A 12939-nucleotide genomic window follows, 5' to 3' on the forward strand; every position below is an offset into this window, starting at 1 on the left:
GGATACCTTGAACAGCATGCGTGACTTCCAGTTCCCCGGCCGCTCGCCGGTCCGCACCACCGAGGCCATGGCCGCGACCTCGCATCCGCTTGCCACGCTTGCGGCCATCGACATGCTGCGCTCCGGCGGCAACGCCATGGACGCCGCGGTTTGCGCGGCCGCGGTGCAGGCCGTGGTCGAGCCGCAATCGACCGGCATCGGCGGCGACTGTTTTGTCCTCTATTGTCCGAAGGGGCAGGGCGAGGTGATCGCCTTCAACGGCTCGGGCCGCGCACCCGCCGCCGCTACGGTCGACTGGTATCTGGACAAGGGTTTCGACGAACTCCCGAAGCAAGGCCCGCACGCGGTCACCATCCCCGGCGCCGTCGACGCCTGGTGCCGGTTGTTGGAGGATCACGGTCGCAAGGGTTTGGCCGATGCGCTCGCGCCGGCCATCCGATACGCGGAAGAAGGTTATGTCGTGCACGACCGCGTCGCCTTCGACTGGCATGAGCCCGAGACCGACCTGTCGGCTGACGAGGTGGCGAGGCGCATCTTCCTGCCGGGCGGCAAGCCGCCGAAGGCGGGAGACATCCATCGCCAGCCGGAACTGGCGGAGACCTTGCGCGTCATCGCGAAAAAAGGCCGCGCCGGTTTCTATGAAGGCGCGGTCGCGGACGACCTCGTCGGCCGACTTCGCGCGCTCGGCGGGCTGCATACGCTCGACGATTTCGCCGCCACGAAGGGCGATTACCGCACCCCGGTCAGCACCATTTACCGCGGCTACGACATCCACCAGATGCCGCCCAACAATCAGGGCCTGACCGCGCTTCTGATGCTGAACCTGCTGTCGGGCTTCGACCTCGGCACGCTCGATCCCGAAGGCGCCGAGCGCCTGCACATCGAGATCGAGGCCGGCCGGCTCGCCTATCAGGATCGCGACGCGTTCTTCGCCGACCAGGATCATGTCGACGTTCCGGTCAAGGGGCTGCTCTCTGCCGCCTATGCCGACAGCTTGCGCGCAGCGATCGACCCCGAGCGCGCCATGACCCATCTGCCGCGTCTCGATCTTCCGGGCAGCGACACGGTTTATATCTCCGTCGTCGACCGCGACCGCAACGCGGTGAGCTTCATCAACTCGACCTACTATTCCTTCGGCAGCGGCGTCGTCGGCCCGAAGACAGGGGTGGTGCTGCAGAACCGCGGTTCGAGCTTCCGTCTCGATCCGAAGCACCCGAACGCGATCGCGCCCGGCAAGCGGCCGATGCACACGATCATGCCGGGCATGATGACGAAGAACGGCCGCGCGATGATGCCCTTCGGCGTCATGGGCGGCGGTTACCAGCCGTTCGGCCATGTGCATCTTTTGACCAACATGATCGACTTCGGCATGGACCCGCAGCAGGCGATCGATGCGGCGCGTGTCTTCTACAACCACGAGGTCGTCGAGGCCGAGCGAAGCGTGCACCCCGACGCCGTGGAAGGCCTGCGCCGGCGTGGTCATCGTGTTGTCGAGCCCGGCCATCCGCTGGGCGGCGGACAGGCGGTGCTCATCGATTGGGAAAAGGGCACGCTGACCGGCGCCTCCGATCCGCGCAAGGACGGGCTGGCGCTCGGATATTGAGCAGCGCTGGACATCGGCCGATCGTTCGAAACATAGTCCGGAACCATGACAAACAGCGAAAACGCCACCGATCTCGCCCGTCGTCTTGCCCCCGGCGCCGACGAGGCGCCGGCCATCGCCGCGCCCGAACGGGCAGCCCTCACGCATGGCGGGCTGCGCCGCCTGATCCGCGCTACTGTGGCACGGCTCAACGCGCTCGGCATCGGCCGGGGCGATCGCGTCGCCATCGTGCTGCCGAATGGTCCGGAAATGGCCACGGCCTTCATCGCCGTGGCGGCGGCCGCGTCCACCGCTCCGCTCAATCCGGCCTACCGCGCCGATGAGCTTGATTTCTATCTGACCGATATCGGCGTCAAGGCGATCCTTGTCAGCAACGACGAGGCAGGTCCCTCGGTCGAAGTCGCCGAGCGCCTCGGCATCCCCGTGCTGCGTCTGGTCGTGCCTGAAGGATCCTCGGCCGGCACGTTCACGATCGAGGGCGAGCCCGTTGGATTACCGGCCGCATCCGGCTTGGCTAAGGACAGTGACACAGCGCTCCTTCTGCACACTTCCGGCACCACATCGCGCCCAAAACTCGTGCCGCTCAGCCACGCCAATCTCGCCGCTTCGGCCGCGCATATCGGCGCGACGCTCGGTTTGACCCCGGCCGATCGCTGCCTCAACATCATGCCGCTCTTCCATATCCATGGCCTGATCGCGGCGGTGCTGTCCTCGCTTGCAGCCGGCGGCAGCGTCTTCTGCACGCCCGGCTTCAACGCGCTGCGTTTTTTCCAGTGGCTGAGCGAGGCCAAGCCAAGCTGGTACACGGCCGTGCCCACCATGCATCAGGCGATCCTGCCGCGCGCCGCCCGCAATCCCGAACAGCTCGCCGAGGCGAAGCTGCGCTTCATCCGCTCTTCCTCCGCGTCATTGCCGGCGCAGGTCATGGCCGAGTTGGAGAAGACCTTCGGCTGCCCGGTCATCGAGGCCTATGGCATGACTGAGGCGGCGCATCAGATGGCGTCCAATCGCCTGCCGCCCGGACTGCGCAAGCCCGGCAGCGTCGGCGCGTCGGCCGGCCCGGAGGTCGCCGTCATGGCGCCGGACGGGCGATTGCTCAAACCCGGTGAGATCGGCGAGATCGTCATTCGCGGCCCGAACGTCACCGCCGGCTACGAGAAGAACCCCGACGCCAATGCCAGCGCCTTCGCGCATGGCTGGTTCCACACCGGCGACCAGGGCGTGCTCGACGAGGACAACTACCTGCGCGTCACCGGCCGGCTGAAGGAGATCATCAACCGCGGCGGCGAAAAGATCTCGCCGCTCGAGGTCGATGAGGTGCTGATGGATCATCCGGCGGTGGCCCAGGTCGTCACCTTCGCCATGCCGCACGACAAGCTGGGTGAAGAGGTCGCGTCTGCCATCGTGCTGCGCGAAGGCCAGAGCGCCAGCGAGGCCGACATCCGCGGCTTTGCGTCGACGCGGCTCGCCGATTTCAAGGTGCCGCGCAAGGTGGTGATCCTCGACGAGATTCCGAAGGGTGCCACCGGCAAGCTGCAGCGCATCGGTCTCGCGGCCAAGCTCGGGCTCGGCTGATGCGCATCACTGTCTTTGGCGCCGGCGCGATCGGCGGCTACCTGGCCGCCAAGCTGGCGATCGCCGGCCAAGTCGATCTGTCGATCGTGGCGCGCGGCGCGCATCTGGAAGCCATCAAGGCCGGCGGACTTCGCTTGATCGAGGACGGCAAGGAAACCGTGGCTTCGGTGCGGGCTGCCTCTCGTGCGCAAGAACTCGGCGTGCAGGATTATGTCGTGCTGGCACTGAAGGCGCATTCGGTGGCGCCGGCGCTTGATGAGATAGCACCTCTGCTGGGCGAGGGGACAGCCGTCGTCACCATGCAGAACGGCGTGCCCTGGTGGTATTTCCACAGGGCGGGCGGCGCGCTCGAAAGCGCGCGGCTCGATGCTGTCGATCCGGGTGGTGCGATATGGCAGCGCATCGGGCCGGAACGTGTGATCGGTTCCGTCGTCTATCCGGCCGTCGAGGTCGATGCCCCCGGCCTGATCCGCCATGTCGAAGGCACGCGCTTCTCGCTGGGCGAGCCGTCGGGGGAGAAGAGCGAGCGCGTGACAGCGCTTGCCCGCGAAATGGTCAAGGCCGGGCTGCAGGCGCCGGTGCGCGAGGACATCCGCTCGGAAATCTGGGTGAAGCTTTGGGGCAATCTCTCCTTCAACCCGGTCTCGGCGCTGACCGGCAGCACGCTTGCGGCGATCGTCGGCGATGAAACCACGCGCGCCGTCGCCCGCGCCATGATGCTGGAGGCGCAGGCGATTGGTGAGCGCCTCGGCGTTCGTTTCCTCATCCCTGTCGACCGGCGCATCAAGGGCGCCGGCGATGTCGGCGAGCACAAGACCTCGATGCTGCAGGACCTCGAGCGTGGCCGCCCGATGGAAATCGATGCGCTGGTCACTGCGGTGCAGGAACTCGGCCGCCTGACCGGTCAACCGACGCCGACCATCGACACCGTGCTGGCGCTGGTGCGGCGGCTGGCGATCGAGCGCGGGTGTTATTGACTTCATAGACGTGAAGATCGCCGGCTCTTGACTCTTGCCAACGTTCCTGTTTTGTTCTTATCGTGAGCTTAACAGGAGCGTTCTCGGCCGAACGAGTACGGATGTCTCGGCAGCAAGAGTTTGATTTCGGTATTCCAGTTCCCCCACTGCAGCCGAAGCGGCCGGACCGGGTGTTCTTTGCGCTGTTTTTGCAGGCAAAGGATCGTGCTGCGTTTTGGTCGTTGCAGAGACATCTGTGTGATCTTAACGGGATAACCGGGACGGTGCTGCTGAAAGAGCGATTTCACGTCACTCAACAGCATGTGGGCGACTACAAAAGACTTGGATCGAAAATCGAATTCGCGGCCAAGCGGGCCGGCCGGATGGTTGAAATGCCGGCGTTTGAAGTCACGTTTAGCCATGCCGTAAGTTTTCCCGGCCGCCCGGCGGCAAAAGGCAGGCCGCCATCGCGTCCGTTCGTGCTTTTGGCAGACGATGGGCCGGTCTGCGAACTCAGCCGGTTGATTGGCACCGCCATGAAAGCAAATGGTCTCAAATCGGCGGATCACTTCGTCCCGCATATGACGCTTGCCTATGACGAGAAATTCGTCCCCAGGCAGCCGATCGAGCCAATCGGCTTTGTAGCAAGGGAGTTCGTCCTCATTCACAGCCTGCGCGGCCTGACGATCTACAAAGACCTGAGTCGCTGGCCGCTGATGGCCGCGTCATGCTGACACGATTTGTCACCTGCGGAGCCGGACGTCGGTGGCAGGCGAACGATCGGTACCTACTTGATGTCTGGTCCAAACCGGGAGGAAATCATGACCACTGCGGAAATTGCCAAAGATTTCACCGAGCTCCTCAAGCGGGGCGACAGCCACGGCGCTGCCGCGAAATACAATGCCGACGACATCGTCAGCTACGAAGCGATGGAAGGCCCGATGGCCGTCTGCAGCGGCAAGGAAGCCGTCAAGCAGAAGGGCGAGTGGTGGGAAGCGAACCACGAGGTTCATGGCGGTTCGGTCGAGGGGCCATACGTCAATGGCGACCAGTTCGCCTTGCGCTTCAGCTTCGATATCACGCCCAAATCCACCGGCGAATGCGTCAAGATGGATGAGGTCGGCCTCTACACCGTCAAGAACGGCAAGATCACCGAAGAGCGGTTCTACTACTGAGGCTTGCTGGGCTGCGAACGTCCTTTGCGGCATGATTTAGAAAATCAGGCATGACGGCCTCGGATGATACCCGAGCCGCCATGCAGCTTATCAAATCGTCTTCACGTACTCCGCCAGCTGGTCGGCCACCGTGCCCCAGCCGTCGAAGAAACCCATCTCCTCGTGGCTGTCGCGCGTCGCCTCGTCGCGGTGGATGGCGGTGGCGGTGTAGCGCGTGCCTTTGCCCTCCGGCGTCAGTGCGATGACCGCGGTGATGAAGGGCTCGCCAGATGGCCGGTAGCCCGGCAGCAGCGCGTCGGTCCACACCAGCCGCTCGTTCGGCACGACCTCCAGATAGCAGCAGTGACGGTCGCTGACCTCGTTGCCGTCGGGCGATTGCATGCGCGTGCGGAACAGGCCTCCGGGCCTGAGGTCGATCTCGCAATCGGTGATGATCCACGGCTTCGGCGTGAACCACTGCTTGACATGCTCCGGCCGCGTCCAGGCGCGCCACAAGAGCTCGCGTGGCGCGTCGAGAAAGCGCTCCAGCGTCAGGTCCAGTTTCGGGTTCGGCTTGAATGGACAGCTCACTTTTCACTCTCCTTGAGGCTCATCACATAGGCGTCGAACTGGTCGAGGCGGCGCTCCCACAGCGCGCGCTGCTCGGCGAGCCAGTTTTCGGCAAGCTTCAGCGGCTCGGGCGACAGACTGTAAGTCCTGACGCGCCCGGCCTTTTGCGACTGCACCAGCCCGCAACCTTCCAGCACCTTCAGGTGCTCGACGAAGGAGGGCAGCGCCATGCCGAAGGGCTCGGCCAGCTCGCTGACCGAGGCAGGGCTCCTGTTCAGCCGCTCCACCACGCGCCGGCGCGTCGGGTCGGCCAGCGCGCGAAAGATGCCGTCGATGGGCGGCGGGTTCTGGCTTGCTGTTTGCAGGCTCATAGCTGTTCCTTCCAAGACCGGCCGGCGGTTGGGCGATCCTTGGGGAAATACTTAGGAAAAAACCTTAGTATTGGCAAGAGCCAAAATCGCACCGGAGCAAAGGCGCTGGCAAAGCCTGTAGGGCCGGCCTAGGCTTCCGCCGGATTCGAATCTCCATCCGAGAGAGGCCCGCCTTGACCATCACCATGTACGGCATCACCACCTGCGACACGATCAAGAAGGCGCGGGTCTGGCTGGAAAGCCATGACGTGCCCTATCGCTTTCATGACTACCGGGCCGAGGGGATCGAGGCTGGCAAGCTGAACGGCTGGGTCGGCAAGGTCGGCTGGGAAAAGCTGCTCAACAAGGGCAGCACCACCTTTCGCGAGCTGCCGGAAGCGGACAAGGCCGAGCTCGACGAGAAGAAGGCAAGAAAGCTGATGCTCGCCAAGCCGACGATGATCAAGCGGCCTGTGCTGGAGGTGGGAGATCGGGTGTTGGTGGGGTTCAAGCCGGAGGTTTACGAGGAGGCGGTTGGTGGCAAGTAAGGTTCGATCTTCGTCAGTCGCGCTCCTTCGCGCCCCCCTCTGTCCTGCCGGACATCTCCCCCACAAGGGGGGAGATCAGCTCTCGCGCCGGCTTTCGCCAATCTCCGACATTGCAGGATGGGTGCCGGCGCCAAAACTGCCAATCTCCCCCAAGTGGGGGAGATGTCCGGCAGGACAGAGGGGGGCGCTGTCCCGCCAGCATCTCAACGTTTACGCCTGTAGGTATTCCGCCAGCGCCACCGCGTTGTTGTGCGCCTCGTCATGCGCGCCGTAAAGCAGAGTCACCTTGCCCTCGCGCACCAGACCACGCAGCTGCGCCACCGCTTCCGTGTTGGCGTCGAGCTCGGCCCGATATCGCTTCTTGAATTCCGGCCAGCGCTCCGGCTCGTGTCCGAACCATTTGCGCAGATCGTCGCTCGGGGCGATCTCCTTCAGCCACAGCGTCAGTTCGGCGTCCTTCTTGCTGACGCCGCGCGGCCAGATCCGGTCGACCAGCACCCGCTGGCCGTCCGCTTTCGCCGGCGGTTCATATACTCGCTTCATCGCAACGTCGAAGGCCACTTACGCCTCCTTGCCAAGCAATTCCCGGAAAAGTGTGCAGCGGTTGGGCTCGGCAACTTCGCCGTGGCCGTCCGTTCGGAATTGCGCCAACAAAAGTACCGTTACGCCCACTCGCCCTTGCGCATCACCGGCACGCGGCTGCCGTCCTTGGCGACGCCGTCGATGTCGATCTTGTCCGAGCCGATCATCCAGTCGATATGGATGAAGCTCTTGTTGCCGCCGCGCGTCGCGATCTCGTCCTGGCTGAGCGAGGCGCCGTTGACGAAGCATTTCGAATAGCACTGGCCGAGCGCGATGTGGCAGGCGGCGTTCTCGTCGAACAGCGTGTTGAAGAAAAGAAGCCCGCTCTTCGAGATCGGCGAGGAATGCGGCACCAGCGCCACCTCGCCGAGACGGCGCGCGCCCTCGTCGGTGTCGAGCACCTTCTTCAGCACGTCCTCGCCTTTCGACGCCTTGGCCTCGACGATCCGCCCGCCCTCGAAGCGCACCGAGATGTCGTCGATCAGCGTGCCCTGGTAGGAGAGCGGCTTGGTCGAGGAGACGTGGCCCTCGACGCGCCTTGCGTGCGGCGTGGTGAAGACTTCTTCGGTGGGGATATTGGGGTTGCAGGTGATGCCGTTCTTCGCCGTCGAAGCGCCGCCCATCCATTCATGGCCATCCGCCAGTCCGACGGTGAGATCCGTGCCCGGTCCGGTGAAATGCAATGCGTGGAAACTGTGCTCGTTGAGCCACTTCGTGCGCTCGGCCAAGGCGGCGTTGTGCGCCTTCCAGTTGCCGATCGGATCCTCGACGTCGACCCGCGAGGCCGAGAAGATCGCGTCGGCGAACTTCACCACCGCGACATCGTCCGGCTCGCCGGGGAACACCTGGCGAGCCCAGGCAAGGTCGGGATAGGCAACGATGTTCCAGTTGATGTCGAAGCCGGTGATCTTCTCCAGCGCCGGCTGGTAGGCCATCGAGTTGGCCTTGTTGGCGCGCGCCACCTTGGCCGGGTCCTGCGACGAGAGCAGCGACGGGTCCTCGCCGCGCACCGCGAGCCGCGCCGCATTGTTGGAAAAGGCCTTCGCCATGCCTTCGTAGAGCCAGCCGGCGGCGCGGTCAAAACCGGCATCCGCGCCGTAGCGGAAGCGCGCCAGCGTAATCTCGTCGTCGTTGAAGATCGGCGTCACCAGCCCGGCGCCGGCCTTGTAGGCGTGCTCGACGATGCGGCGGGTCAGCGGCAGCGCCGCGATCGAGGAGGTCAGCACCAGGTCCTGACCGGGCTGCAACTGCAGCCCGACCTTGACGGCGACCTCGGCCAGCCGGTCGAGCTTCACCGGGTCGATGCTTGCCGAAACGCCGCGCGAATGTGTGGTCATGATCCTGCCTGCCGTTATGTTGGGGTTCTCATCCTTACATAGACCGCTGCGATTGACCTTTCCACCGCGATCGACTGGGCCTGCTCTCAAGCATGACGGACCGCATTATCGAAAAATGGGCAGCATTGAAGATGCGGAGCGGTCAGGCCGCGCTGTCCAGCGCCCGGAACTGCGCCATGGTCGCCTCGATCTCCTCGCGGATCCAGGCCTTGAAGTCGCGCACCTTGCGGCTTTCGCTCTTGGTGGCCGAGGTCACGAGCCAGTAGCCGAGCCCGCTCTCGGCTCTGATTCCGAAAGGCGCGACCAGCCGGCCGTCGGCCAGCGCGTCGGCGGTCAGCAACTGCCAGGCAAGCATCACGCCGTGGCCGGCGATCGCCGATTCCAGGCAAAGCATCGGATCGGTGAAGCGCGCGCCTTTCTGGAAGGTGACGGGCTCGACGCCGGCCGCCTCGAACCAGCTGTCCCAGCTGAACATCGCCCGCTCGTCGGTGATGGCGCAGGTCTTCGCCAGATCGCCGATGGATTTCAGCCTGGCCGCGATCGAGGGCGCGCAGACCGGAAACACCTCCTGGGCAAGCAGAAGCTCGGCGCGGTCGCCCGGCCATTTGCCGTCGCCGAGCCGGATGGCGATATCGATGTCGGAGCGGTCGAGGTCGGCTACCCTGGCCGAGGCGTCGATGCGCAAAAGCACATTCGGATGCCGCGCGAAATGCCGCGACAGCCTGGGCAGCAGCCATTTCGAGGCGAAGGCCGGCGCCACCGAGACGACCAGCGTGCATTCGTTGGCCTCGTCGGCCAGCGCCACCGCCTGCGCGAGCTCTCGGAAGCCGGCGCTGAGCCGTGCCGTGAAGGCGGCGCCGAACTCGGTCGGCACGAGCCCGCCCGGCGTGCGTTCGAACAGCGCCTGTCCTAGCTGCTTCTCCGTGCGCTTGACCTGCTGGCTGACGGCGCTGACCGAGACGTTCAGCTCCGCCGCCGCTGCCGCCAGGGAGCCCAGCCGGGCAACGGTTTCCACGGCGCGCAGGCCGTTAAGGTGGAGGCGGTTCAGCATTGCCATTCAGTTTTTCTAAAGCGCCTGGATCGAAATCTCAATTGAAACCCGACAGGAAAGGGCAGAATTCAAATGGAATAGCTTGAGCCATGAGGTGGTCCGATGAAGATTTTATCCTTGCTGAAAGGGTTTTCCGGCACCGAGGCGAGGCCGCGCGATGACGGCGAGATCGCCCGCTGGATCACCGATCCGCTGTCGCATCCTGTGCTTGACACCATGTCGGAACGCGAGCTCGCCGACATGCCGTTCCGGCTGACCGCCCGCCGCACCGTGTATGAAATGATGGGAGCGGCTGGCCGCTGAAACTTCGAACGGAAAGCGGCAAATCAAGCGATACTGTCGCGGACCTTGTACGCCGTGCTGGGGGTGTCGGCGCCGCCCCTCATCTGGCTGCCGCCATCTTCTCCCCGTGAACGGGGAGAAGGCCGCTCGCGCCGGCGATTTCGCCAATCGCCGGCGTTGCAGAGTGGCGCCAGCGTTGCTGCCGGTGTCCTTCTCCCCGTGACTATACGGGGAGAAGGGCGGCGCTGACGTCGAGGATTTCTGGCCAATCCGATGCGGGCGGTCCATCCTAGGATCGCCAGCCTGGCCCAACAAAAGCGCATTGTAACAACGCCCGCCGCACTTATTGTGCGCCGCAATGAACGCCTCGCCATCTCCCTTGCGGCTTGCCCTCGCTGGCATGGTCGCGCTCGCCGTCGCCCAGGGCATCGGCCGCTTCGTCTATACGCCGATCCTGCCAGGCATGATGGAGGGGCTGCATTTGACGCCGGCCGATGCCGGCTGGATCGCTTCCGCCAACTATCTCGGCTACCTCATCGGCGCTTTGGCCGCGGCCGGTGGCTGGGCGCATGGCCGCGAGCGCATGCTGATGTTCGCCGGCCTCGCCGCCAGCGCGGTGCTCGCGGCCCTCATGGGTCTCACCGAGACGATGGTCGCCTTCCTCGTCATCCGCTTCCTCGCCGGCCTCGCCAGCGCCTTCGTCATGGTGTTCATGGCCTCCATCGTCTTCAGTCATCTGGCGGAGGCCGGGCGCGGCGATCTGCAGGCGCTGCATTTCGGCGGCGTCGGCCTCGGCATAGCCGTCTCCTCCGCGCTGCTGGCGATCCTCGTCTCCGAGCATGCGGATTGGGCCGCCGGCTGGCTCTGGTCCGGAGCGCTTTCGACCGTCGGCCTTGTCGTCGTCATGCTGCTTGCAGGCTCGACCACGCCGGCCAATGGCGTCGATGGCCGCGAGCCGGCGTTGCCGAAGGACAGGTCCCTGACGAAAATGATCGTCGCGTACGGACTGTTCGGCTTCGGCTATGTGGTGACGGCCACGTTCCTGGTTGCCATCGTCCGCCAGGGCGGCGGCGGACGCGTCTTCGAGGCCACCGTCTGGATGGTCGCCGGTCTTGCCGGCTTCCCCTCGACCTGGTTCTGGCAGAAGCTTGCCGGCCGCGTCGGGCTCTACGCCGCTTACGCCGCGACCTGCCTGATCGAGGTGGTCGGCGTCACCGCCAGCGTCCTCGTCAAGGGCGCCGCCGGACCGCTAATTGCCGGCGTCCTGCTCGGCGGCACCTTCATCGCCATCACGGCGCTCGGCATACAGATGGGCAGGCAGCTCGCGCCGCGGGCGCCGCGCCGCATCTTCGCGGTGATGACCGCCGCCTTCGGGCTCGGCCAGATCGTCGGCCCGATCGCCGCCGGCCTGCTCGCCCAGGCCTCGGGCAATTATACCCTTGCCTCGATCATGGCGGCCGCTGCGCTGCTCGCCTCCGGTGTCATTGCCTGGTCGGCCGCGCCAAAATCGCCATGATTTGCGGCCTTGTTCGGGGCTGGGCATCGGGCAGGGCATTTTCTTTCCCCCTAATGTGTGACCTTATGCCCGCCGAACAGCAACGCCGCTGATTTGCGGTCAGACCGAGGAAACCCGCTACAGTGTTCGTATCCTTCTTCCCGCAGCCGAAGCTCTTCTTCACCTCGGCCGCCGTCTGGAGCCTTGCCGCGATCCTGTTCTGGTTCTTCGGCGGCGAGCAGTTGGGCGCCGTCTTCGGCCTGCCGGCGGCAGCGGCTGGCACGCCGCCCATCATCGGCATCGCGGTGCTGTGGTCGAAGCCGTTCCTGTGGTTCTACATCTATTTCGCAGCCTGCGTGGCGATCTTCTACGCATTCTGGAGCTGGTATGCCCCGCATCCGTGGCAGAACTGGTCGATCCTGATGACCGCCGTCATCCTGTTCTTCATCTATTTCAACGTGCAGATCTCGGTCGCGGTCAACAATTGGTACGGTCCTTTCTTCGACTACGTTCAGGGCCTGATGTCGGGAACGACTCCCTCGACCAACACGGAATTCTACAAGGGGTTGGCCGATTTCTCCTGGCTGGCGCTGGTCGGCATGAATGTGCAGGTGGTCAATGCCTTCATCGTCAGCCACTGGATCTTCCGCTGGCGCACCGCGATGAACGATTACTTCATGGCCAACTGGGGCCGGCTGCGCCACATCGAGGGCGCTTCGCAGCGTATTCAGGAAGACACGATGCGCTTCTCGCAGATCATGGAGGATCTCGGCTCGACCTTCGTCCAGTCGATCATGACCCTGATCGCCTTCCTGCCGGTCTTGATTCAACTGCAGGCCCACATCACCGAATTGCCGATCATCGGCACGGTCCCGCAGCCGCTGGTCGTTGCCGCATTGGGCTGGTGTCTGTTCGGGACGATTTCCGTCATGGTGGCGGGTCTCAAGCTGCCGGGCCTGCAGTTCCGCAACCAGCGCGTCGAGGCAGCCTATCGCAAGGAACTCGTCTATGGCGAAGATCATGCCGACCGAGCTCAGCCGGCGACGACGACCCAGTTATTCGCCAATGTCCGCCGCAATTATTTCAAGCTCTATTTCCACTACATCTATTTCAACGTCGTTCGTTACACCTACCTGCAGGCCGACAACATCTTCTCGTTGCTGATCCTCGGGCCCTCGCTGGTTGCGCATAAGATCACGTTCGGTGCCCTGAACCAGATATCGAACGCGTTCGGCAAGGTGACGAATTCGCTGCAGTTCCTACTGAATTCCTGGTCGACGATTGTCGAACTGCAGTCGGTGCACAAACGTTTGCGGGCCTTCGAAGCGACGCTGCAGGGCGAGCAACTGCCGGCTATCGATCAGCATTATCTAGAACGCGAGCAAGCTGGAATGCGCCCCGAAGATCAGCCGGTAAGCTAGAGCGCGGCCAGTCCA

At 64.4% G+C, this 12939-nt stretch carries 14 protein-coding genes; 9 read left to right on the plus strand and 5 right to left on the minus strand.

From position 1 onward, the window contains the following. Nucleotides 1-16: 16 nt before the first annotated feature. The 5 genes from ggt to FJW06_RS03640 all read left to right on the plus strand — a co-directional run bounded on the left by ggt (nucleotide 17) and on the right by FJW06_RS03640 (nucleotide 5309). On the plus strand, nucleotides 17-1603 hold the full coding sequence (gene ggt / locus FJW06_RS03620; protein WP_140748147.1) for a gamma-glutamyltransferase: 1587 nt from the start codon (nucleotides 17-19) through the stop codon (nucleotides 1601-1603). A gap of 45 nt (nucleotides 1604-1648) precedes the next feature. Further along, nucleotides 1649-3178: an acyl--CoA ligase gene (locus tag FJW06_RS03625; RefSeq protein WP_140748150.1), complete on the plus strand. Its 1530-nt coding sequence runs from the start codon at nucleotides 1649-1651 to the stop codon at nucleotides 3176-3178. Beyond that, complete coding sequence (locus tag FJW06_RS03630) at nucleotides 3178-4155, plus strand: 2-dehydropantoate 2-reductase (RefSeq protein WP_140748153.1); 978 nt, start codon at nucleotides 3178-3180, stop codon at nucleotides 4153-4155. The genes FJW06_RS03625 and FJW06_RS03630 overlap by 1 nt, the downstream gene beginning before the upstream one ends. Before the next feature lie 101 nt (nucleotides 4156-4256). Beyond that, nucleotides 4257-4868, plus strand: coding sequence for a 2'-5' RNA ligase family protein (locus FJW06_RS03635; RefSeq protein WP_140748156.1), 612 nt, complete (start codon nucleotides 4257-4259; stop codon nucleotides 4866-4868). Nucleotides 4869-4955: 87 nt separating this feature from the next. Beyond that, nucleotides 4956-5309: a nuclear transport factor 2 family protein gene (locus FJW06_RS03640; protein ID WP_140748159.1), complete on the plus strand. Its 354-nt coding sequence runs from the start codon at nucleotides 4956-4958 to the stop codon at nucleotides 5307-5309. 90 nt (nucleotides 5310-5399) lie between these two features. Here FJW06_RS03640 and FJW06_RS03645 read toward each other — a convergent pair whose 3' ends face one another. Further along, complete coding sequence (locus FJW06_RS03645; RefSeq protein ID WP_140748161.1) at nucleotides 5400-5879, minus strand: SRPBCC family protein; 480 nt, start codon at nucleotides 5877-5879, stop codon at nucleotides 5400-5402. Beyond that, nucleotides 5876-6229 (minus strand): metalloregulator ArsR/SmtB family transcription factor, encoded by a 354-nt coding sequence (locus FJW06_RS03650; protein WP_140748164.1) that lies wholly within the window; start codon nucleotides 6227-6229, stop codon nucleotides 5876-5878. Before FJW06_RS03650 ends, FJW06_RS03645 begins: the two co-directional genes overlap by 4 nt. Nucleotides 6230-6402: 173 nt before the next feature. Here FJW06_RS03650 and FJW06_RS03655 point away from each other — a divergent pair, with 173 nt between their 5' ends. After that, nucleotides 6403-6756, plus strand: coding sequence for an ArsC family reductase (locus FJW06_RS03655; protein WP_140748168.1), 354 nt, complete (start codon nucleotides 6403-6405; stop codon nucleotides 6754-6756). A 210-nt stretch (nucleotides 6757-6966) separates the two neighbouring features. On the opposite strand, the gene FJW06_RS03665 is transcribed toward FJW06_RS03655, so the two are convergent. The 3 genes from FJW06_RS03665 to FJW06_RS03675 form a co-directional block, all read right to left on the minus strand. Next, nucleotides 6967-7317, minus strand: a complete 351-nt coding sequence (locus FJW06_RS03665; protein ID WP_140748171.1) for a DUF488 domain-containing protein — start codon at nucleotides 7315-7317, stop codon at nucleotides 6967-6969. A 101-nt stretch (nucleotides 7318-7418) separates the two neighbouring features. Further along, the gene (locus tag FJW06_RS03670) at nucleotides 7419-8675 is read right to left on the minus strand and encodes an aminopeptidase (protein WP_140748174.1); all 1257 of its coding nucleotides are present in this window, start codon (nucleotides 8673-8675) and stop codon (nucleotides 7419-7421) included. 142 nt (nucleotides 8676-8817) lie between these two features. Next, nucleotides 8818-9732, minus strand: a complete 915-nt coding sequence (locus tag FJW06_RS03675; RefSeq protein ID WP_140748177.1) for a LysR substrate-binding domain-containing protein — start codon at nucleotides 9730-9732, stop codon at nucleotides 8818-8820. A 96-nt stretch (nucleotides 9733-9828) separates the two neighbouring features. On the opposite strand from FJW06_RS03675, the gene FJW06_RS03680 reads away from it, so the two are divergent. The 3 genes from FJW06_RS03680 (at nucleotide 9829) to sbmA (ending at nucleotide 12924) form a co-directional block, all read left to right on the plus strand. Continuing rightward, nucleotides 9829-10029, plus strand: coding sequence for a hypothetical protein (locus FJW06_RS03680; protein WP_140748181.1), 201 nt, complete (start codon nucleotides 9829-9831; stop codon nucleotides 10027-10029). Between the two features lie 337 nt (nucleotides 10030-10366). Beyond that, nucleotides 10367-11524: a YbfB/YjiJ family MFS transporter gene (locus FJW06_RS03685; protein ID WP_246674516.1), complete on the plus strand. Its 1158-nt coding sequence runs from the start codon at nucleotides 10367-10369 to the stop codon at nucleotides 11522-11524. A gap of 122 nt (nucleotides 11525-11646) precedes the next feature. Next, on the plus strand, nucleotides 11647-12924 hold the full coding sequence (gene sbmA, locus FJW06_RS03690; protein ID WP_140748184.1) for a peptide antibiotic transporter SbmA: 1278 nt from the start codon (nucleotides 11647-11649) through the stop codon (nucleotides 12922-12924). The last annotated feature ends 15 nt before the right edge of the window (nucleotides 12925-12939 follow it).

Source organism: Mesorhizobium sp. B4-1-3 (assembly GCF_006439355.1).
Classification (GTDB): domain Bacteria; phylum Pseudomonadota; class Alphaproteobacteria; order Rhizobiales; family Rhizobiaceae; genus Mesorhizobium.

Excerpts from the sequence above, each read along its gene's own strand:
- FJW06_RS03635 (WP_140748156.1), top strand. The coding sequence starts at position 4,257 with ATGTCTCGGCAGCAAGAGTTTGATTTCGGTATTCCAGTTCCCCCACTG.
- FJW06_RS03670 (WP_140748174.1), bottom strand. The coding sequence starts at position 8,675 with ATGACCACACATTCGCGCGGCGTTTCGGCAAGCATCGACCCGGTGAAG.
- FJW06_RS03630 (WP_140748153.1), top strand. The coding sequence starts at position 3,178 with ATGCGCATCACTGTCTTTGGCGCCGGCGCGATCGGCGGCTACCTGGCC.
- FJW06_RS03625 (WP_140748150.1), top strand. The coding sequence starts at position 1,649 with ATGACAAACAGCGAAAACGCCACCGATCTCGCCCGTCGTCTTGCCCCC.
- FJW06_RS03640 (WP_140748159.1), top strand. The coding sequence starts at position 4,956 with ATGACCACTGCGGAAATTGCCAAAGATTTCACCGAGCTCCTCAAGCGG.
- ggt (WP_140748147.1), top strand. The coding sequence starts at position 17 with ATGCGTGACTTCCAGTTCCCCGGCCGCTCGCCGGTCCGCACCACCGAG.
- FJW06_RS03685 (WP_246674516.1), top strand. The coding sequence starts at position 10,367 with ATGAACGCCTCGCCATCTCCCTTGCGGCTTGCCCTCGCTGGCATGGTC.
- FJW06_RS03680 (WP_140748181.1), top strand. The coding sequence starts at position 9,829 with ATGAAGATTTTATCCTTGCTGAAAGGGTTTTCCGGCACCGAGGCGAGG.
- FJW06_RS03675 (WP_140748177.1), bottom strand. The coding sequence starts at position 9,732 with ATGGCAATGCTGAACCGCCTCCACCTTAACGGCCTGCGCGCCGTGGAA.
- FJW06_RS03650 (WP_140748164.1), bottom strand. The coding sequence starts at position 6,229 with ATGAGCCTGCAAACAGCAAGCCAGAACCCGCCGCCCATCGACGGCATC.